We start from the raw sequence: 19,841 nt of genomic DNA, 5'->3' as shown, positions 1-19,841 counted from the left end.
AGGGAGGGATAACCGGATGAATCTGTACATCCGCCTGTTGCTGGCTGTCCTGCGCGGTTTCTTCAAGCCGCCCATGGCCCTGACCGACACGCTGCACCGCACGCTGCGGGTTTGGCCGAACGATATCGACATCAACAAACACATGAACAATGGTCGTTACATGACCATCGCCGACTTGTTCATGCTGGAACTTTGCCTGCGCGCGAAAATCCTCATTCCGGCCTTCAAGTTGGGCTGGAAGCCGATGCTCGGTGGCAACTTGGTTGTCTACAAGAAGCAACTTTCCATGTTCGAGAAGTATACCGCCGAATTCAGCATCTGCTGCCTCGACGAAAACTGGACCTACTTCCAGTACAGCTTCTTGAACATGGCTGGCGAAGTGGTCGTGACCGGCTACTCCAAAGGCGCCTGGGTCGGTCGCAAGGGCCTGGTCGCCAATGCGGTGATCGCCGAGAAGCTCAAGGTCCAGCCCACCACCGCGCCGATGCCCGAAGCCGTGAAGAAGTGGCTGGAGGCTGAAGCGCACGTCCTCGGCAAGGCCTGAGCCAGGCCGCGCCGCGGCCTCCTTGCCAGCCACCTGATACCTGCAACGCCTGTCCATTGCTCCACCGTCCCCGGCCTCTGGCCCGGACGTGCGCGGCAGGCTTTGCCGTGCCCGGCGTTCGCGCCGCACGTCGATCCATGAATGAGTAGGGAAACACCTCATGTCGAACACCTTGCTGTTGATGCTGGCCTTTTTCGCCGCCTTCCTGCTGGTCGCCGAGCTGTTCAGGCGCTACCGCCTGGTGGGCCTGACCTTCTTCGTCCTGTCGCTGCCGGCGCTGCTGGTGCCCAACGCCAACCTGTTCATGCGCATCAAGACCATCAGTGTGTTGCTGCCCATGTGCTTCCTGGCCTATGCCCGCTACAAGCCAAGGATCGAAGGCTTCATCTACAAGCTCATCTACGTGGTGATCGTGCTGAACATCATCGAAGCCTCGGTGATCGACTGGCAGACCGGCAACATCCTCAACATCGTCGCCGCCGTGGGCCTGATCGTCTGCCTGCCGTACTCGCGCAAGCATTGGGAGATCTCTGGCCGTCACAATGATTTCGTGGTGCGTGTCCCGGCCTACTGGCCCTACCTCTACACCACCTGGAACCTGTGCTTCCTGTACTCGGCACGGATCACCACCTTCGGCTACGCCCTGCCGCTGTTGCTGGCACCGGTGGCCTACGCCTTGCTCCTGCGTCGTTCGGACCTGTACTTCCAGGCCCGTGCCTACACCTTTGGTTTTTACCTGTTCGTGCGCACGCTCGCCGGCGACACACCGTTGATGAACCTGCCGGCCTTCGACCTGACGAACTGGTACAGCCCCGACGCGGCCCTCGCCTGGAGCGTGGCCAACGTGATTTTCACAGGCGCCTGCCTGTACAGCTACGGCGCAAGCCGCAACAAGAACAAAGCGATCGAACAAGGAGTTTGAAGCATGCTGGAAGTCATCCTGCTGGCGTTTTTCATCACCGTCAGCCCCGTGATCATCCTGATGAGCAAGACCCGTGCCGAGCCGTTGAAGCATGTGTACGTAGGTCTGTACTACGTGAAGTTCGTGCCGCTGCTGCTGGCGCTGTACGCGGTCAACCTCGGCACCAGCTTCCTGGCCTGGAAGTGGGTCCAGTTGAAGTGGCTGCTGCCTCGCTACTTCGGCTACCGCCACTACAACCGCGATTCCATCTCGATGGAAAGCACGCCGATCCCGGGCACCGACTACCACATGGGCTACATCCCGAAAAAGCTCCCCGCCGAGCTGGTCTACCGCTGGAGAAAGGACAAGGTCTACCACAACTACATCCAGTCGATCATCAAGGCCAACCGCGACTACTACAAGGTGCCGCTGGGCCAGTTCCCGCAGCCGACGGCCATCTCGGACGAGGACCTGCGGGTATTCCTGATGTCCTCGCAGATCACCCACTACCTGCAGACGGTCGATGGCGTGTCGACCTTCGACATGCGTGACTTCACTCGCGAGATCCGCCTGTCCAGCTCGGTGTTCGACGTGGCCAGCATCGCCATCGCCGAGGATTTTGCCGCCGACAGCATGCGCATCACCCTGCGCGACGGTTCAAGCGTCGGCCCGGGTGAGCCGGACTGGGACCTGGCCAAGGTGTACTTCATGTCCAACACCATGGTGTTCTTCATCCTCGGCGCGCACCTGCACCATCACCTGTTCTTCGCCGAAATGGGCGCGGCGTTCCTGTTCAACCTGGTGCCCAGGGAGTCGAACTTCCACAAGCTGATGGACCCGCACACCGCCTACATCCTGATGCTCAACCACCAGTTCAAGGAATCGCCACTGTCGCTGCGCGAAACCACCGGCATCGCCGACAAGTTCCTCTACAGCTGCATCGGCTACTACTCGGCGCAGACCTTCTACAAGGTCGGCTATGAAAATGCCCTGAACATGTACAACAAGCGCGAGACCGAGGACCAGGCGCTGACCCAGAAGTTCGAGATCAGGTTCGCCATCCCGTTCGACCAGTACCTCAATGGCCAGCACGCGCTCAACGCCCAGTACCGCGACTACTACGCGGCGGTGCTGAAGTTCGTCTCGGCCAGCTACGACGACCTGCTGCGCGACGGCTCCGAGCCTTACATCAACAACTGGGTCGCCGAGCTGTGCCGCTACGTCAACCTGCCGTGCCAGCCCGGCGACAAGGCCTTCAACATCGAGGTGATCGCCACCTATATCTGGTACGTGTCGTTCGTCCACTCCCTGGAGCACTACCAGTTCCACAAGTACAAGATGAACTACTGCCTGCTGACCCGGGTGCCGTTCTCGGTCGCCAGGCACCTGCCGCAGGACCAGGTGTTCAGCCAGTACGACATCTGGAAGTCCAAGCACATCGTGCACACCTTCGGCAAGAACCACCTCAATGCCGGCGTGTCGGAAAGCTATGCCGACCTGGACTACAAGTTCCGCGACCTGGCGCTGATCGATCGGCAGGAGCAGTTGAAGAAAGAGGTGCTGGGCCTGTTGGACAAACACCAGACCCCGAACGAGGCGATCGCCTTGTCCATTCGCTACTGAGGCGAGGCGGGGAGGGCCGGCGACGAAGGGGACTGTTCAGTGTTTTGAAAAAAGAGTACAAATGTACTCCATGGACACTTTATCCCCCAAACGCCGCGCCATCCTCGGCTTCATCCGCGAGCGCATCACCGATCAAGGCCAGCCACCATCGCTGGCCGACATCGCCGAGCGCTTCGGTTTCGCCTCGCGCAGCGTGGCGCGCAAGCACATCACCGCCCTGAGCCAGGCCGGGTTCATCGACGTCACGCCCAACCAGGCGCGTGGCATCCGCCTGGCCGAGCCCCTGCGCCGGCCCGAAATCCTCGAGATCCCGGTACTTGGCCAGGTCGCCGCCGGTGCGCCGATCGGCCCCGACCTCGACATCCACGAGCAGTTGCTGCTCGACCCCAGCCTGTTCCGGTGCACCCCCGACTACCTGCTCAAGGTGCGCGGCGATTCGATGATCGATGACGGCATCTTCGACGGCGACCTGGTCGGCATCCGCCAGCAGGGCGAGGCCCGCGACGGGCAGATCGTGGTCGCCCGGCTCGACGGCGAGGTGACCATCAAGCGCCTGCAGCGCACCCGCGACGGCTATCGCCTGCTGCCGCGCAACCCGGCCTATGCCCCCATCGACGTGACCCCCGGGCACGAGTTCTTCATCGAAGGCGTGTTCTGCGGCCTGCTGAGGCGTGACTGATGGGCGCCGTGGTCGAACTCGACCGGCTGCTCGACCAGCGCCAGGTATGGCGTGGGCGGCAGGCCCAGGCGCGTCCGCAGGGCCTGCAACCCACCGGGCATACGAGCCTCGACCATCGACTGCCGGAAGGCGGTTGGCCGGCGGCGGCGTTGAGCGAGCTGCTGCTGGCCAGCCCCGGTTGCGGTGAGCTGCAACTGCTCTGGCCGACACTCGCCCGGTTGACCGGGGAGGGGCAGCGGGTGGTGCTGGTGGCGCCGCCGTTCATTCCCTATGCGCCGGCCTGGCAGGCCGCCGGGGTGGACCTGCGCTGGCTGGTGCAGGTCGATGCCGAGGCGGCCGATGCCTTGTGGGCGGCCGAGCAGTGCCTGCGCTCGGGCAGTTGCGCCGCCGTGCTGTGCTGGCCAGCGCGTGCCGACGACCGTGCCTTGCGCCGCCTGCAGGTGGCCGCGGAGACCGGCGACGCGCTGGCGTTCGCCTGTCGTCCGCACCAGGCCGCGCTGAACCCGTCACCCGCCGCCCTGCGCATCGCCCTCGACCTGCGTCCGGCACAATGGCGCGTGCTCAAGTGCCGGGGCGGCCTGGCGCCGGCCACGCCCATCGCCTGCCCGGGGCGGGAGTGATGCGCCATGCTCTGGGCTTGCATTTTGTTGCCACAGCTGGCGCTGGACACCGTCCTGCGCGAACGCGACGACCCCGAGGCACCGCTGGTGCTGCTCGGCGGGCCGCCCCAGCGCCGCGTGCTGCGGGCGGTCAACCCGGCGGCCGCTGAGCTGGGCCTGCGCGCCGGGCAGACGCTGACCGCCGCCCGCGCCCTGGCCGACGGTTTCACCTGTGTTGAGGTCGAGCCGGCACGCATCGAGCAGTTGCAGCAGTTGCTGGCAGCCTGGGCCTACCGCTTCAGCGCCCAGGTCAGCCTGCACTATCCCCGTGCGTTGCTGTTGGAGGTGGGCTCGAGCCTGCAATTGTTCGGCCCCTGGCCGCTGTTCGAGGCCCGCCTGCGCAAGGAACTGGCGGCATTGGGGTTGCGCCAGCGGATCGTCGTGGCCAGCAATCCGGTGGCGGCGAGGATGCTCGCCAATGGCCATGATGGCCTGGCGCTGACCTGCCCGCAGGCCACCCGCGCCGCCTTGCTCGAGATGCCCGTCGAGCGTGTCGGCCTGCCCGCCGAGGCGGCCGAAGCCTTCGCCCGCATGGGCCTGCACCGGCTCGGGCAGGTGCTGGCATTGCCGCGCGATGCCTTGGCCAGGCGTTTCAGTGTCCAGGTGCAGTTGCACCTGGACCAGCTGCTCGGCCTGCGCAACCTGGGGCTGGACTTTTACCAGCCGCCCGATCGTTTCGAGGCGCGGCTGGAGCTGAATTTCGATGTCGAGTCGCATCAGGCGCTGCTGTTCCCCTTGCGTCGCCTCATCAGCGACCTGGCGGCCTTCCTCGCCGGGCGCGACTGCGGCGTGCAGCGTTTCGAGCTGCATCTGGAGCACGCCGAAGGCGCGGACACCGTGCTCAAGGTCGGCCTGCTGGCCGCCGAGCGCGACGCCTCGCTGCTGTTCGAGCTGGCCCGTGGTCGCCTGGAGCCGCTGCGTATTCCGGCGCCGGTACGCAACCTGCGCCTGCTGGCCGCCGACCTGCCGCCATTCGTGCCGCAACGCCAGGCGCTGTTCGACCCGCGTGCACAGCAGGCCCAGCCCTGGGAGCAACTGCGTGAACGGCTGCGGGCACGGCTCGGTGACGAGGCGGTCAGGGGCCTGCGCGCCGCAGCCGACCATCGCCCCGAGTGCGCCTGGCAAGGCGTGGAGCAGGGCGCCCAGGGCCAACGGGTGATGGCTCCTGGTCGTCGTCCCGGTTGGCTGCTGCCCACACCCCAGCTCTTGAGCGAGACCGGCCTGCAACTGCTGGGGCAGGCCGAGCGCATCGAGTCCGGCTGGTGGGACGGTGGCGACGTGCGCCGTGACTACTACCGCATCGAGACCCGCGACGGCCTGCGCGGTTGGGCCTTCCGTGACCTGGCGAGCCCCGGGCCGCTGTGGTTGCAGGGCTGGTTCGCATGAACAGCCCGGATTATGCAGAGTTGCACTGCCTGTCGAACTTCAGTTTCCAGCGCGGCGCCTCCAGTGCCGACGAACTGTTCCGCCGCGCCCGCGAGCAGGGCTACCAGGCCCTGGCGATCACCGACGAATGCACGCTGGCGGGGATTGTCCGGGCCTGGCAGGCAGCGAAGCAGCATCAGCTGAAGCTGATCGTCGGCAGCGAGGTGCGGGTGCACCAGGGGCCGAAGCTGGTCCTGCTGGTGGGGGACCTTGTCGGCTACCAGAACCTCTGCGCGCTGATCACCCGCGCCCGGCGGCGTTCGGAGAAGGGCAGCTACCAGTTGCTCGCCGAGGACCTCGAGGCCCACCACCAGGGCCTGCTGGCGCTGTGGGTGGCCGAGCCCGACGATGGCGACGCGGCCTGGTTGCGGCCGCTGTTCGGCGAGCGCCTATGGTTGGCAGTGCACCTGCACCGCGGGGCCGACGACGCCCAGCGCCTGGCGCAGCTGCGCGCGCTTGGGACTCGGCTGGAGATCCCGCTGGTGGCCTGCGGCGATGTGCACATGCATGTGCGCGGGCGGCGGGCGCTGCAGGACTGCATGACCGCCATCCGCGAACATTGCGCGGTCGCCGAGGCGGGGCGCTTCCTGTTCGCCAACGGCGAGCGTCACCTGAGGTCGCTCGACCAGCTGCGCGAGCTGTACCCCGCCGACCTGCTCGCGCAGACCACCCAGGTTGCCGGGCGCTGCACCTTCGACCTGTCACAGTTGAAGTACCAGTACCCACGGGAACTGGTGCCCGAAGGGCAGACCCCGGCCAGCTGGTTGCGCGAACTGTGCCGGCGCGGCCTGCCCGAGCGCTGGCCCCAGGGCCCGAGCGACAAGGTGCGCACGGTGCTGGAGCGGGAGCTGGCACTGATCGAGGAACTGGGCTACGAGAGTTACTTCCTGACCGTCCACGACATCGTCGCCTTCGCCCGCCGCCAGCGCATCCTCTGCCAGGGGCGCGGTTCGGCGGCCAACTCGGTGGTGTGTTTCGTCCTCGGCATCACCGAGCTCGACCCCATGGAGCATCGCCTGTTGTTCGAGCGCTTTCTCTCCCGCGAGCGCAACGAGCCGCCGGACATCGACGTGGACTTCGAGCATGACCGCCGCGAAGAGGTGATCCAGTACGTGTTCCGCCGCTATGGCCGGCACCGTGCGGCACTTACCGCCGTGGTCAGCAGCTACCACGCCGCCGGGGCGGTGCGCGACGTAGCCCGGGTGCTCGGCTTGCCGGCCGACCAGGTGGACGCCCTGGCCAAGTGCTGCGGGCGCTGGAGTGATCGCATCCCCGATGCCGGGCGCCTGGCCGAGGCCGGTTTCGACGCGCACAGCCCCTCGCTGCGGCGCATCCTGGTGCTGGCGGGGGAACTGATCGGCTTTCCCCGGCACCTGTCGCAGCATCCCGGCGGCTTTGTCATCTCCGAGCAGCCGCTGGACCGGCTGGTGCCGGTGGAGAACGCGGCGATGGCCGAGCGCACGGTGATCCAGTGGGACAAGGACGACCTGGACATGGTCGGCCTGCTCAAGGTCGATGTGCTGGCGCTGGGCATGCTCAGCGCCCTGCGCCGCTGCTTCGACCTGATCGCCCGGCACCGGGGGCGCGAGTACACGCTGGCGACCCTGCCCAAGGAGGACCCGGCCACCTACGCCATGATCGGCCGCGCCGAGACCATGGGCGTGTTCCAGATCGAGTCGCGGGCACAGATGGCCATGCTGCCCCGGCTCAAGCCGGTGAAGTTCTACGACCTGGTGATCGAGGTGGCCATCGTCCGTCCCGGGCCGATCCAGGGCGACATGGTCCACCCGTACCTGCGCCGCAGGCTCAAGCAGGAGCCGGTTACCTATCCATCGGAAAAACTCCAGGCCGTCTTCGAGCGCACCCTGGGCGTGCCGTTGTTCCAGGAGCAGGTGATGGAGCTGGCCATGGTCGCCGCCGACTACAGCCCGGGCGAGGCCGACCAGTTGCGCCGCAGCATGGCTGCCTGGAAGCGCCATGGCGGCCTGGAACCGCACCGCGAGCGGTTGATCGCGGGCATGCTGCGCAATGGCTACGAACTGGCGTTTGCCGAGCGCATCTTCGAGCAGATCAAGGGCTTCGGCAGCTACGGTTTTCCTGAGTCCCACGCCGCCAGTTTCGCCCTGCTGTGCTACGCCAGCAGCTGGCTCAAGTGCCATGAGCCGGCGATCTTCACCTGCGCGCTGGTCAACAGTTGGCCGATGGGCTTCTACAGCCCCGACCAACTACTGCAGGAGGCGCGCCGCCAAGGGATCGAAGTGCGCCCGGTGGATGTGTTCCATAGCGACTGGGACTGCACGCTGGAAGCCGTGGGTGAGGGCGCGCTGGCCATCCGCCTGGGGCTGCGTCAGATTCGTGGCTTCGGGGAAGACGATGCCCGCCGCCTGGCGCAGGCGCGGGCACAGCGTCCGTGGCGCGACGTCGAGGACCTGTGCCTGCGTGCCGGGCTCGACGCTCGGGCCCGTGCGCGCCTGGCGGATGCCGGGGCCTTGCGCGGGCTGGCCGGTGACCGCCACCAGGCGCGCTGGCAGGTGGCGGCGGTGCAGGCGCAGTTGCCGCTGTTTGCCGAGGTCGACTCCGTGCCCGAGCAGGCGGTGATGTTGCCGCTGCCGAGTGTCGCCGAGGACCTGGCCGCCGACTACGACACCCTGGGCACCACCCTCGGACCGCATCCCTTGACCCTGCTGCGTTCACGCTTGCGGGCACTGGGTTGTCGCAGCTCGACGGAGTTGGCGGGGGTCGAGCATGGCGACACGATTGCCGTGGCCGGCATCGTGGTCGGCCGGCAGCGCCCGCAGACCGCCAGTGGCGTGACCTTCGTCACCCTCGAGGATGAGCACGGGATGGTCAACGTGGTGGTCTGGCGCGAGCTGGCCGAGCGCCAGCGGCGGGCGCTGGTAGGCTCGAAATTGCTCAAGGTGAGCGGGCGCCTGGAGCAGGAGAGCGGGGTGCGGCACCTGATCGCCCGACGACTGGAGGACATCAGCCCCTTGTTGCAGGGGCTGGATGTGCGCAGTCGAGATTTTCACTAGCACGGCAAGCTATGAACAGCCGCGTTTCAGCGCAGTTCGACCTGCGCGCACAGCCCCCCTTCGGCACGGTTGCGCAGGGTCAGGCTGCCGCCCATGGCCTGGGTCAGTTGCTGGGCGATCGCCAGCCCCAGCCCGGTACCGCCGGTGCTGCGGTTGCGCGAACCCTCGACCCGGTAGAACGGCTTGAGCACGTCGTCGAGTTCCGCCTCGGGGATGCCCGGGCCATCGTCGAGCACGCGGATCAGGGTTACGCCGTTCTCGCAGCCCACCTCCAGCTGCGCGGCGCCTGAGAACTTGAGGGCATTGTCCACCAGGTTCACCAGCACCCGGCGCAAGGCATGGGGGCGGGTTTGCAGGGTCGCCTGGGCGCTGCCGCGGCGGTCCACCCGGGCGCCGCTGTCCTGGTAGTCGAATACCAGGCTGTCGAGGAAGGCGTCGAGGTTGACCCGGCACGGCGCCTCGGTGCCGCTGTCCATGCTGCGGGCATAGGCCACGCCCTCGCGCACCAGGTGTTCCATGGCGTCCAGGTCGTGCGCCAGCTTGTCCTTCTCCTGGCCGTCGTCCATCTGCTCGACCCGCAGCTTCATGCGCGTGATCGGTGTCTGCAGGTCGTGGGAGATGGCGGCGAGCAGCTGCATGCGCTCCTTGAGGTAGGCGCCGATGCGCGCCTGCAGCGCATTGAAGGCAACGGCGGCGTAGCGCACCTCGCGTGGGCCGCTCTCGTCGAGCTGCGGGCCGGGGCTGTTCGGGTCGAGGTTGTCTACCGCCTGGACCAGGCGGGTCAGCGGGCCGATGGCCAGGCGCACGGCCAGCCAGGTGCAGGCCAGCAGCACCGCCAGCTGGATCAGCAGCACCACCGGCAGCCAGGTGGCCACCGGCACCGGGGCAGGGGTGACGTCGATGGTCAGCGGCGCGCCGTCGGCCAGGCGCAGGTGAGCCTGGAAGTGCGCGTTGGGGCCGGGGATTTCCTGGAAGGTCAGGGCGTAGCGGTCACCGATGGCCTTGACGATCGACTCGGCGGCCATCGGCGGGTCGGCGCTGGGCATGGCTTCGCCGGGCAGGCCGCCGTCCAGCCGGTAGCGGTAGGTGCGTCGCTCCAGGCGTGACAGCCAGGCCGGGCGCTCGGCGGCGGGCAGGCGGTCGAGGATGGCCACCGAGGTCGAGACATCCAGCTCCAGGTTGCTGAGCATCATCGAGCGGCTGCTGACGTAACGTTCGTAGGCCTGCAGGCTGAACGACAGGCCGTAGGCCAGCACCAGCCCGGTGAAGAAGATCAGGGCCAGGCGCGAAGCCAGGGTGCGCGGCCATTTCATGCCGGCGACTCCAGCAGCTGCACCGGCAGCGAGAACACATAGCCTTCGCTGCGCACGGTCTTGATGCAGGTCGGCTCGCGGGCGTCGTCGCCCAGGCGCTGGCGCAGGCGGCTGACCAGCAGGTCGATGGAGCGGTCGAAGATGTCCGCCTCGCGGCCCTGGGTGAGGTTGAGCAGCTGTTCGCGACTGAGCACCCGCTGCGGATGGTCGAGGAACACCCGCAGCAGGCGGTACTCGGCACCCGATAGCGCCACCAGGGTGCCTTCGTTGTCGAGCAGGTGGCGGGCGGTGGTGTCCAGGCGCCATGGGCCAAAGGCGATCAGCCGGCTGCTCTCGCTGATGGTCAGGTTCGGCGGCAGCATGCGCGTGCGGCGCAGCACGGCGTTGATCCGCGCCAGCAGCTCGCGGGCGGAGAACGGCTTGGTCAGGTAGTCGTCGGCGCCCATCTCCAGGCCGATGATGCGGTCGGTCTCGTCGTTGCGCGCGGTGAGCATCAGCACCGGCGTGTTGCGGTGCTTGCCGGCGCGCAGTTCGCGGCACAGCAGCAGGCCGTCGTCGCCGGGCATCATGATGTCGAGGACGATCAGGTCGACGGCGTTGTTTTCCAGGAAGGCGCGCATCTGCCGGCCATCGGCGACGATGCTGGTGCGCAGCCCGTTCTTCTTCAGGTAGTTGCCGACCAGTTCGCGGATCTCGCGGTCGTCGTCGACGATCAGGATGTGATCGGCGTGTTCCATCGGGGTGTCCTTGTACGTGGGGAATGGGCGCAGTGTACCGAGTGGATCCGGGCTTGCCTGCCCGGGTTTGTATTGCAGTGTATCTGCTGGCGACACAGATACAGGAAGAAGCACGGCGGCCCCTGGCCGGACACATGCGCGATACCTGGCAGGCGTGAAATGGCTCTCGACCGGGGAGTAAAGCCTTCCCAAACCAGAATCCGCACAAGGAGACACGCCATGAACCTCAAGACCCTCGCCAGCGCCGCCCTGTTTGCCGTCCTCGGCCTCGGCGCCCTGACGGCCCAGGCCAGCAGCAGCTCGCTGAACGACGCCAGTGTGATGCAATACCGCTACGGCGACCGGCTGGATGTGAAGAAAGTGCTGTCGGTGAAGGATGAGCCAGGCACCACCTGCGGGCCGGTGAAGACTCGCATGGACTACCTCGACTCCCAGGGCAAGCCGCAGAGTGTCGAGTACCGCTCCTACGCCACCAGTGGCTGCCATGACAACTGAGGCGCGCGGCAAGCGCCGCCTGCTCAAGGCCGGCGGCGTGGCCCTGGCCCTGCTCGGGCTGGGCCTGGCCGGCCACCTGCTGGCCAGGGACAGCTACGGCCCCATGCCGTCGCTGGCGGGGGCCGAGCAGTGGCTCAACTCGCCGCCGCTGGATGGCACCGCGCTCAAGGGCAAGGTGGTGCTGGTGGACTTCTGGACCTACGACTGCATCAACTGTCGGCGCAGCCTGCCCCATGTCAATGATTGGGCGCGGCGCTACGGCGAGCAGGGGCTGGTGGTGGTCGGGGTGCATACGCCGGAGTACGACTACGAGCACGACCTGGACAATGTCCGGGCCCAGGTGCAGCAACTGGGCATCGCCTACCCGGTGGCGGTGGACAATGGCTACCGGATCTGGAACGCCTGGGGCAACCAGTTCTGGCCGGCGCATTATTTTGTCGATCGCAAGGGGCAGGTGCGCCATGTGCACTTTGGCGAGGGTGATTATGCGGGGCAGGAGGGGGTGATTCAGGCGTTGTTGAATGAGCCGGGTTGATTCGTTGTCCGCTCTGGCCCTATCGCGGGGCAAGCCCGCTCCCACGCCGTCCGTGCAGTGATAGCGTGGGAGCGGGCTTGCCCCGCGATAGAGCCGGCCCAGGCAACTTCACTCCCCTAGCCGCTGCTCCCGCGACGGCGGATAGCCGAAATACGCCGCATAGCACTTGCTGAAGTGCGATACCGAGACGAACCCGCAGGCCACCGCCACCTCCATCACCGACAGGTCCGAATACTGCAGCAATCGTCGGCTCTTGGTGATGCGCAGCTCCATGTAGTAGCGCCGGGGCGAGGTGCCCAGCTGGGCCTGGAACAGGCGGTCGATCTGCCGCCGGGAACGCCCGGAGTAGGTGGCCAGCTGGTCGAGGCTCAGGGTCTCCTCGAGGTTGTTCTCCATCAGCTCGACGATGGTGCGCAGGTGCAGGCTCATGGACTTCTTCGCCCCCGGTCCGACCTGGCGATAGCGCGCCCCGGAGAACGACAGGATCTCTTCGACGCCTTCGGCCAGGGCATCGCCGTACAGCCGCCGCACCAGCCCGAGCATCAGCTCCATGGCGCCGTTGGGGCTGGCGGCGCTCAGGCGGTCGCGGTCGAGGGTGAAGCTGGCCGGGGTGATGCGTGTCTGCGGGCTGATCTCGGCCAGGCTGGCGCGCTGCTCGGGGTGCACGCTGCAACCATAGTCGTCGAGCACCCCGGCGCGGCCGAGGAACCAGGCGCCGTTCCACAGCCCGCCGAGGGTCATGCCGTGGCTGGCGCAATCGCCCAGCAGGCGGTCGAGGTCGGGGTATTTCAAGGGTGTGCGCAGGCCGCCGCAGATCACCAGCAGGTCGAGGTCCTGCAGGCTGCGCGGCGCCAGCGGACTGGCCACCAGTTCCAGGCCCAGGTCGCTGAGCACGCGATCGCCCGCCAGGGACAGCGGGGTGGAGGTGAAGCTGTCGGTGCGCAGCAGGTTGGCGGTGACCAGCACGTCCATCGCCACGGTGAAGCTGGCCATGGAGAAATGCTCGAGCAGGACGAAGTCGACGCGGTAGGGGCGCTGGTTGCCGGCATCGCCGGACTTGAGCCGCAGCATGTTGCTGGTGCTGGTCTTCTTGCTGAACTGGCGTGGCGTGGGCACTGCGGACTCCGCTTCCTGGCTGGCGCGCACGAGTGTGCGGCGGGACGCGGGGAAAGACAACAGCGGCGCTCGCTGGCGCTGAAAGCACAGCGCCCCCTCGAGAGGGGGCGCCGGTCATGCAACGCGGGACTTAGAAGTCGCCGCGCAGGGTGAACATGTAGCTGCGCGGGGTGCCGTAGGTGGTGCCGCGGGTCCAGTAGCCCATGGAGTCGAAGTACTTGCGGTCGAACAGGTTCTCGATGTCGACGCCGACGGTCCAGTGCTCGTCGAGCTTGTAGGCGGCGCGGGCGTCGAAGATCGCACGGCCGCTGTTGTACGCCTCGTTGTAGGCATCGACGTAGGAGTTCTGCGCCGAGACGCCACCGCCGACGCTCAGGCGGTTCCATTCACCCGGGAAGGTGTAGTTGGTGTTCACGCGCACCATGTGTTTCGGGGTCTGCGCCGAGATCGGGCCGCCCTCGGACGAACTGGTGGTGTTGTAGGTATAGCCGGCCGCGACCTGCAGGCCCGGCAGCAGTTCGCCGGTGGCCTCGGCTTCGAAGCCCTTGCTGCGGTTGATGCCATCGCCGTTGGTCCAGCAGCGGCCGGCCGGGTCGGTCGGGCACTTGCCGCGGTTGGCCGCGTCTTGCTGGGCCACGTCTTCCTGCTCGATGTAGAACACGGCGAAGGACACGTTAAGGCGTTTGTCGAACAGCTCACCCTTGATACCGGTTTCGTAGTTCGAACCGATGGACGGGTCGAGCACGCTGCCGCTGACGGTGCGGTAGTTGGCCTGCGGCAGGAAGATATCGGCGTAGCTGGCGTACCAGGACCACTGGTCGTTCAGGTCGTAGATCGCACCGACGAAGGGTGTGAATTCTTCATCCTGACGGCTGGTGGTCACCTTCGGGCCGTTCCAGGCTTCGTTCTTGTACCAGCTCAGGCGACCACCGAGGACGAAGCTCAGGTCTTCGGTCGCGTGCAGGCGGGCGCTCAGGTAGGTGCCGTAGCGGGTGTCGATGGTGTCGTCCATGGACTTCCAGCCGTTACGCTGCAGCTCAGGGATATTGCTGTGATTGGGATCAAACACATTGAGCGGGATCGGGCTCGGTAGCGCGATGGTGTTGTCCTTGTCGTTCATCTTGCGCTTGGACCAGTTGGCGCCGAGGGTCAACTGGTGGGTCAGGCCGAAGGCCTCGAAGGTGCCGTCCAGGTGGCCGTCGACGGCATTGGAGGTCACATCGAACTTGTGATAGCTGACGGTGTTGACCGTCGGACCGCCGGGAGCGTTGTACTCCAGGGTTTCCCGCGCGCCCCACTCGATGGCGCTGCGGTTGTAGCCACCCTCGGAATGGGACAGCGCCAGCTTGGCGGTCCAGTTGTCGTTGAAACGGTGGGTGAGGTCGGCAAACACCTCGTCCATGTCGGTCTGCAGCTTGGTCCAGTCCTGGCCCAGGTAGGTCGAGCGCTTCAGGTGCGGGTTGCTGCCATCGGGGTTGTTGGGGATGCCCAGCACGCTGTAGCCGTCGATGCGCGAAGTCTGGCGGCGCAGGCCCAGGGCGACGGTGGTGGCATCGTTCAGGTCGGCCTCGACGATCCCGTACAGCAGTGGCCGCTTGGACTTGGTGACGTCGGTGAAGTAGCCGCGGTCCTCATAGGAGGCGACCATGCGCCCGCGCAGGGTGCCCTGGGGGTTGAGGCGGCCACTGGCATCCAGGTCCAGGCGGTAGTTGTCCCAGGAGCCGGCGCGGGTGATCACGGTGAAGCGCGGGTCGGCGGTTGGGCGCTTGCGCACCAGGTTCACCGCACCGCCCGGGTTGCCGGCGCCGACCAGCAGGCCGGAAGCACCGCGCAGCACTTCGACGCGGTCGAAGATCGCCATGTCCGGGGTCATCCAGCCGGTGTAGGCATAGGCCTGCCCGGGCACGCCGTCGACCATGTAGCTTTCGTCGGTGAGGTCGAAACCACGGGAGCTGAAGTGGTGGTTGCCGTAGCCGCGGTTGGCGCGGGTGATACCGGTGGTCTGGGCCATCACCTGGTCCAGCGAGACCAGGTTCTTGTCGTCCATCAGTTTGCGGGTGACCACGGTCACCGACTGCGGGGTTTCACGCAGCGATTGCGCGGTCTTGCCAATGGTCACGGCACCGGTGGTGTAGGAGTTGCTGCCCTCGGTGGTGGCGCCGAGCACCTGGCCGTTGATGGTGGTGGCGTCCAGGGTCATGGCCGAACCGGACTCCGCCGCGCCGCTGATGATCAGGGTGTTGTCCTGCACGCTGTAGCGAATCCCGCTGTTCCTGAGCAGCTCCCCAGCTGCCTGGGTTGGCGAGAAGCGGCCCTTGACCGGGCTGCTGCGCAGGCCTTGGACGGTTTCCGGACTGAACAGCACCTGCAGGTTGCCCTGGCGACCCAGCTCTTGCAGAGCGCTGGCCAGCGACTGGGCCGGAATGTCGAAGTCCTGCTCCTGGGCCTGCACCTGGGCGGCCAGCGGCAGGGACAGGGCGAGGCCGAGGGTGGCCATGGCCGGCGAGGAGCGCAGCATCCGGCGCAGCATCAGCGCTTTGCTCAAAGGGGTCAGGGTGTTGGCTGGTATTGGCATTTTTATGCTCTGGCTCAAGGTACGCAAAGTAAATGAAAATTATTCCGTTGCGAGTAGGACGCATGCGAATGCCAAAACCGGAAAAATAATTATTGCGGTTGGTAGAGGCGTGACCTGCGACTTCCCTGTAGGCAGGGTTGATTCAGCGTGCGGCAATAGGGGAACGAGCGGTGCGGCGGGGAATTTAAGCGGCGCGGGCGGTGACAGGGCCACCGCCCGTGGAGGAGGGGTCAGGCGGGCAGGGCCGGTTCCTGGTTGCGTTCGACCAGGATCTTGCCGCTGTGCATGCGCACCAGCTGGTCGGCCACCGGGAAGTAGCGGTCGTCGTGGGAGATGACGATGATGGTCTTGCCCTGCTGCTTCAGCTCCGGCAGCAGCTCGGTGTAGAACACCCGGCGGAAGGCCGGGTCCTGGTCGGCGGCCCACTCGTCGAACACCAGCACCGGGCGCTGGTCGAGCCAGGCGTTGATCAGCGCCAGGCGCTTGCGCTGGCCGGTGGACAGGTCGGTGGTGGTGAAGCTGCCGTCGCGGATCCCGACCTTGTGGGCGATGTCCAGGCGTTCGAGGTACTTGGCGGCCTCCGGCGGCAGCTCGGCGAGGCCCGGCAGCGGTTCGTCGAACAGGTAGTAGTCGGCGAAGATGGTGGTGAACAGCTGGCGGTAGTCGTCCAGGCGCTGCGGGGTAACTGTCTCGCCGTTGAGGCGGACCTCGCCCTGTTGCGGGGTGTACAGGCCCAGCAGCAGCTTGATCAGGGTGGTCTTGCCGCAGCCGTTCTCGCCGACGATGAAGACGATGTCGCCCTGGCGGATGGTCAGGTCCACCGGACCCAGGTGGAACGGCTGGCTGCCTTCGACCTGAGGGTAGTCATAGCGCAGCTGGCGCAGTTCGATGGAGGCGACCTCTGTCACCTGTGGCGCGCGGTCGCTGACCAGCAGGTGCGGTTCGGGCGAGGAGAAACGCTGGGACAGTTCGGCGATCCGGCGCAGGGCGATCTGTGCCCGGCTGATGCTCGGCAGGTTGGTGATCAGCTGTTCCAGCGGCCCCTTCATGTACAGCATCACCAGCACGAAACCACCCAGCACGGTCTTGTCGGTGCTCGGCCACAAGGCCTGGAAGGCGATGGCGATGCCGATCACCGCGAAGAACAGCATCGAGCCGAAGGTCTCGGCGCTGACGAAGATGTTCGCCGCGCGGATGTTGGCCTTGCAGATGCGTTCGGTGGCGCCGTGGATCAGCTGGTCGTGCATATGCTGGCGGCGCTGGCGCTGGATACGCAGCTCCTTGGCGCCGCCGGAAAGGGCCTGGTAGTGCTTCTGCAGCTCGTCTTCGTTGTTGCGCGCGGTGAGGATGTTCTTCATGCCGTGGCGATGGGCGAGGAACTGCGCGCCGGTGCCGATCACCACGGTCAGCACGGTGACCAGCAGGATCTGCCAGGACAGCAGCGCCAGGTAGGACAGGCAGCCGAGGGTGACGGTGAAGGCGATGACCATCGGCGCCACTGACAGGGCGAAGGCGCTGATGGTGCTGACGTCATTGAGCAGCACCGGGATCAGGCGGTGGGCGCGGTAGCGCTCCAGTTGTGCGATCGGCGCCACCAGCACCTTGGCGGCCAGTTCGCGGCGCAGGCGCGCCACCACCTTCTGCCCGACGTAGTTGGTCAGCAGGTTCGAGCCGGTGGAGCAGGCCAGGGTCAGCAGGCACAGGCCGCCGAACAGCAGGGCGGTGCGGGTGTCCGGCCCGTCCACGGCGTTCATCGCGCTGTTGATGGTGGCCAGCAGGGCGGTGACGCTCAGGCCGCTGACCACGCCGAGGGCCGCCGAAAGCGCGACCAGCATCCAGAACGGCTTGAGTATCCGCAGGGTTTCCTGGGCGAGGCTGGGAGTCTTGGACGTCATGGAGTCATCTCGTGAGTATTCGTTGGCGCAGGGCGGCGGACCAGGCCCTGATCTTGGTAGACGAGAGGGTTTTGCGCGGATTTAGTGGCGAGGCGGATCCGGCGCCAGGGGCGCCGGAAGTGGGGAGGGCTTAGAGCTCGCGGGCGACACGGAAGCCGATCCAGTCGCCGCGCAGGGTGGAGCTGCGTTCGTTGCGGTTGCCCGAGCGGGAGAAGATCGGCGCCTCGGTGTAGTCGTTGCCGCGGATCACCCGGCGGTCCTCGCATTCGCTGCTGTTGGTCTGCGGGCTGCCATCGGTGGGGGCGGTGGCGTAGCTGTCGACGTAGCAGTCGCGGGTCCACTCGTAGACGTTGCCGTGGCCGTCGTAGACGCCGAAGGCGTTGGGCGGGAAGCTGCCGACGGGCGAGGTGAAGGAGAAACCGTCCGTGGGGCCGTAGGTGTTGGCGTGCTTGGAGATCTGGTACTTCTGCTCGTCGTTGTCATCGAGCGGGAAGGGGAACGGCCCGGTGCTGCCGCCGCGCACGGCGTATTCGCGCTGGGACTCGCTGAGCACCTTGTAGACCTTGCCGGTCTTCTTCGACAGCCACGAGGCGTAGGCCTCGGCTTCGTGGAAGTTCAGGCACACGGCGGGTTGGCGGTCACCCTGTTGGTAGCGCGGCACGCCCGCGATGCATTCGCGGCCCGGGCGGGTGTCGCCGTTGGGGACCTTGTAGCCGCTGGCCTTGAGGTAGGCTTTCCATTCCCCGTTGGTGATCTGGTATTGGCTGACGGCAAAGGCCTTCTTGAAGGTCACCTGGTGCAGCGGTCCTTCGTCGTCCTGTCGGCCTTTTTCGTCGTCCGGGGTACCCATCATGAAGCTGCCGGCGGGCAGCACCACCATTTCCGGGCAGGTCTTGGCACAGTCGCGGAACACCGTGCCGGGTTTGTGCGCGGGCGCCGCGGCCAGGGCCGGCAGGCTGCAGGCGACCAGCAGGGCGGCCAGGGTGAGGCGGTTCAGGGGTGCGGTCATGGGGAAGCCTTGTTCAGGGTTGCTGGGCAGACAGCGGGAGTTCGTGCTGATGGACGAAATGAACGAGGCGATGTTTAAGGGTGGGTTGTAACAAGTGTTTGGCGGGAGAGGTGTGGCGCCTATCAGATCGAGCGCCGCCCGCGCGGCGCATCGCGGCGCAAGGCCGCTCCTACATCTGTTTCGGGCCAGTTATGCCTGAGAGTGAGGCGGCGCCCGCCTTGGTGCATGCCTTGAGGCAGGTGAAGCGGCAGCGGTGCCCACGCTGGAACCGCGTCGGACCAACAAGGCGGACCAGGTAATGGCACAGGATTGACTGGCCCGAAACAGATGTAGGAGCGGCCTTGCGCCGCGATGCGCCGCGCGGGCGGCGCTCGATCTCGAGAGCGCTGCAAGGCTACAGTCAAGCGCTAGCGCCTCAACTCAACCCAACTCAAGCCAGATCGGCGCATGGTCCGAAGGCTTCTCCATCCCCCGCAGCTCATAGTCGACCCCGGCGGCCTTGACCCGTGGCAGCAAGCCCTGGGAGGCCATGATCAGGTCGATGCGCAGGCCCCGCTTGGGCTCGTCCTCGAAGCCGCGGCTGCGGTAGTCGAACCAGCTGAAGCGGTCGGCCACCTCCGGGTGCAGGTGACGGAAGCTGTCGACCAGGCCCCAGCCCTTGAGCCGCTCCATCCACTCGCGCTCCTCGGGCAGGAAGCTGCACTTGCCGGTCTTCAGCCAGCGCTTGGCGTTGTCCGCGCCGATGCCGATGTCGCAGTCCTGGGGCGAGATGTTCAGGTCACCCATCACCACGACGGGCTGGTCATTCTTGAACTGCCCTTCGAGCAGGGCCTGCAGGTCGCTGTAGAAGCGCTGCTTGGCCGGGAACTTGGTGGGGTGGTCGCGGCTCTCGCCCTGGGGGAAGTAACCGTTCATGACCGTGATCGGCGTGCCGTCGGCATCGGCGAAGGTGCCCCAGATGAAACGGCGCTGGGCGTCCTCTTCATCGCTGGCAAAGCCTTTGAACAACGACAGCGGCGCCTGGCGCGAGAGCAGGGCGACACCGTAGTGGCCCTTCTGGCCGTGGTAGTGCACGTGGTAGCCGAGCGCCTCGACGTCGGCCAACGGGAACTGATCGTCGCTGACCTTGGTTTCCTGCAGGCCGATCACGTCCGGCTGGTGTTTGTCGATCAGCGCCGCCAGCTGGTGCGGACGGGCGCGCAGGCCATTGATGTTGAACGAGACGATCTTCATGGAAAGATGATCCTGGTAAAAGCCACGGATGCTAGCCGACATCGCCGGCCACGGCCAGCATGGCGCCGCG

The 19,841-nt window shown here is 66.5% G+C and carries 16 protein-coding genes; 9 read left to right on the top strand and 7 right to left on the bottom strand.

Annotated features, from left to right (window positions below; genetic code table 11):
* Positions 1–16 precede the first annotated feature (16 nt).
* From ACZ899_RS07195 to ACZ899_RS07165, 7 genes are all read left to right on the top strand, one after another.
* Positions 17–544, top strand: a complete 528-nt coding sequence (locus tag ACZ899_RS07195; protein WP_198743174.1) for a thioesterase family protein — start codon at positions 17–19, stop codon at positions 542–544.
* A 160-nt stretch (positions 545–704) separates the two neighbouring features.
* On the top strand, positions 705–1,466 hold the full coding sequence (locus ACZ899_RS07190) for a hypothetical protein (protein WP_234562485.1): 762 nt from the start codon (positions 705–707) through the stop codon (positions 1,464–1,466).
* Positions 1,467–1,469: 3 nt separating this feature from the next.
* Positions 1,470–3,068, top strand: coding sequence for a hypothetical protein (locus tag ACZ899_RS07185; protein WP_234562486.1), 1,599 nt, complete (start codon positions 1,470–1,472; stop codon positions 3,066–3,068).
* Between the two features lie 70 nt (positions 3,069–3,138).
* Positions 3,139–3,747, top strand: coding sequence for a transcriptional repressor LexA (lexA, locus tag ACZ899_RS07180; RefSeq protein ID WP_485627514.1), 609 nt, complete (start codon positions 3,139–3,141; stop codon positions 3,745–3,747).
* Positions 3,747–4,367 carry a translesion DNA synthesis-associated protein ImuA gene (imuA, locus tag ACZ899_RS07175; protein WP_234562488.1) on the top strand — a complete coding sequence of 207 codons (621 nt, stop codon included), beginning with the start codon at positions 3,747–3,749 and terminating at the stop codon, positions 4,365–4,367. Before lexA ends, imuA begins: the two co-directional genes overlap by 1 nt.
* 6 nt (positions 4,368–4,373) lie before the next feature.
* Positions 4,374–5,792 (top strand): Y-family DNA polymerase, encoded by a 1,419-nt coding sequence (locus tag ACZ899_RS07170; RefSeq protein ID WP_234562489.1) that lies wholly within the window; start codon positions 4,374–4,376, stop codon positions 5,790–5,792.
* Positions 5,789–8,863 (top strand): error-prone DNA polymerase, encoded by a 3,075-nt coding sequence (locus tag ACZ899_RS07165; RefSeq protein WP_234562490.1) that lies wholly within the window; start codon positions 5,789–5,791, stop codon positions 8,861–8,863. The genes ACZ899_RS07170 and ACZ899_RS07165 overlap by 4 nt, the downstream gene beginning before the upstream one ends.
* A gap of 26 nt (positions 8,864–8,889) precedes the next feature.
* On the opposite strand, the gene ACZ899_RS07160 is transcribed toward ACZ899_RS07165, so the two are convergent.
* Positions 8,890–10,176: a sensor histidine kinase gene (locus ACZ899_RS07160; RefSeq protein WP_186733277.1), complete on the bottom strand. Its 1,287-nt coding sequence runs from the start codon at positions 10,174–10,176 to the stop codon at positions 8,890–8,892.
* A complete protein-coding gene (locus ACZ899_RS07155) occupies positions 10,173–10,913 on the bottom strand; it encodes a response regulator (protein ID WP_050705623.1) in 741 nt (246 codons plus the stop codon). Before ACZ899_RS07155 ends, ACZ899_RS07160 begins: the two co-directional genes overlap by 4 nt.
* Before the next feature lie 219 nt (positions 10,914–11,132).
* On the opposite strand from ACZ899_RS07155, the gene ACZ899_RS07150 reads away from it, so the two are divergent.
* Positions 11,133–11,408 carry a DUF2790 domain-containing protein gene (locus ACZ899_RS07150; protein ID WP_203646871.1) on the top strand — a complete coding sequence of 92 codons (276 nt, stop codon included), beginning with the start codon at positions 11,133–11,135 and terminating at the stop codon, positions 11,406–11,408.
* 19 nt (positions 11,409–11,427) lie between these two features.
* Entirely contained in the window at positions 11,428–11,943 is a 516-nt protein-coding gene (locus ACZ899_RS07145) for a thioredoxin family protein (RefSeq protein WP_442800039.1), read from the top strand.
* Positions 11,944–12,051: 108 nt separating this feature from the next.
* Here the strand turns inward: ACZ899_RS07145 and ACZ899_RS07140 are convergent, their stop codons facing one another.
* From ACZ899_RS07140 to xthA, 5 genes are all read right to left on the bottom strand, one after another.
* Positions 12,052–13,059 carry a GlxA family transcriptional regulator gene (locus ACZ899_RS07140; protein ID WP_203646867.1) on the bottom strand — a complete coding sequence of 336 codons (1,008 nt, stop codon included), beginning with the start codon at positions 13,057–13,059 and terminating at the stop codon, positions 12,052–12,054.
* A 130-nt stretch (positions 13,060–13,189) separates the two neighbouring features.
* Entirely contained in the window at positions 13,190–15,634 is a 2,445-nt protein-coding gene (locus tag ACZ899_RS07135) for a TonB-dependent siderophore receptor (protein WP_234562492.1), read from the bottom strand.
* A 230-nt stretch (positions 15,635–15,864) separates the two neighbouring features.
* Complete coding sequence (locus ACZ899_RS07130) at positions 15,865–17,529, bottom strand: cyclic peptide export ABC transporter (RefSeq protein WP_234562493.1); 1,665 nt, start codon at positions 17,527–17,529, stop codon at positions 15,865–15,867.
* 130 nt (positions 17,530–17,659) lie between these two features.
* Positions 17,660–18,538: a formylglycine-generating enzyme family protein gene (locus ACZ899_RS07125; RefSeq protein ID WP_234562494.1), complete on the bottom strand. Its 879-nt coding sequence runs from the start codon at positions 18,536–18,538 to the stop codon at positions 17,660–17,662.
* Between the two features lie 420 nt (positions 18,539–18,958).
* A complete protein-coding gene (xthA, locus tag ACZ899_RS07120; protein WP_232855224.1) occupies positions 18,959–19,771 on the bottom strand; it encodes an exodeoxyribonuclease III in 813 nt (270 codons plus the stop codon).
* Positions 19,772–19,841 lie beyond the last annotated feature (70 nt).

The organism is Pseudomonas sp. TE31087 (assembly GCF_057284075.1).
The sequence above is the reverse complement of the archived record's forward strand: the minus strand, read 5'-3'. Positions and strand labels throughout refer to the sequence as shown.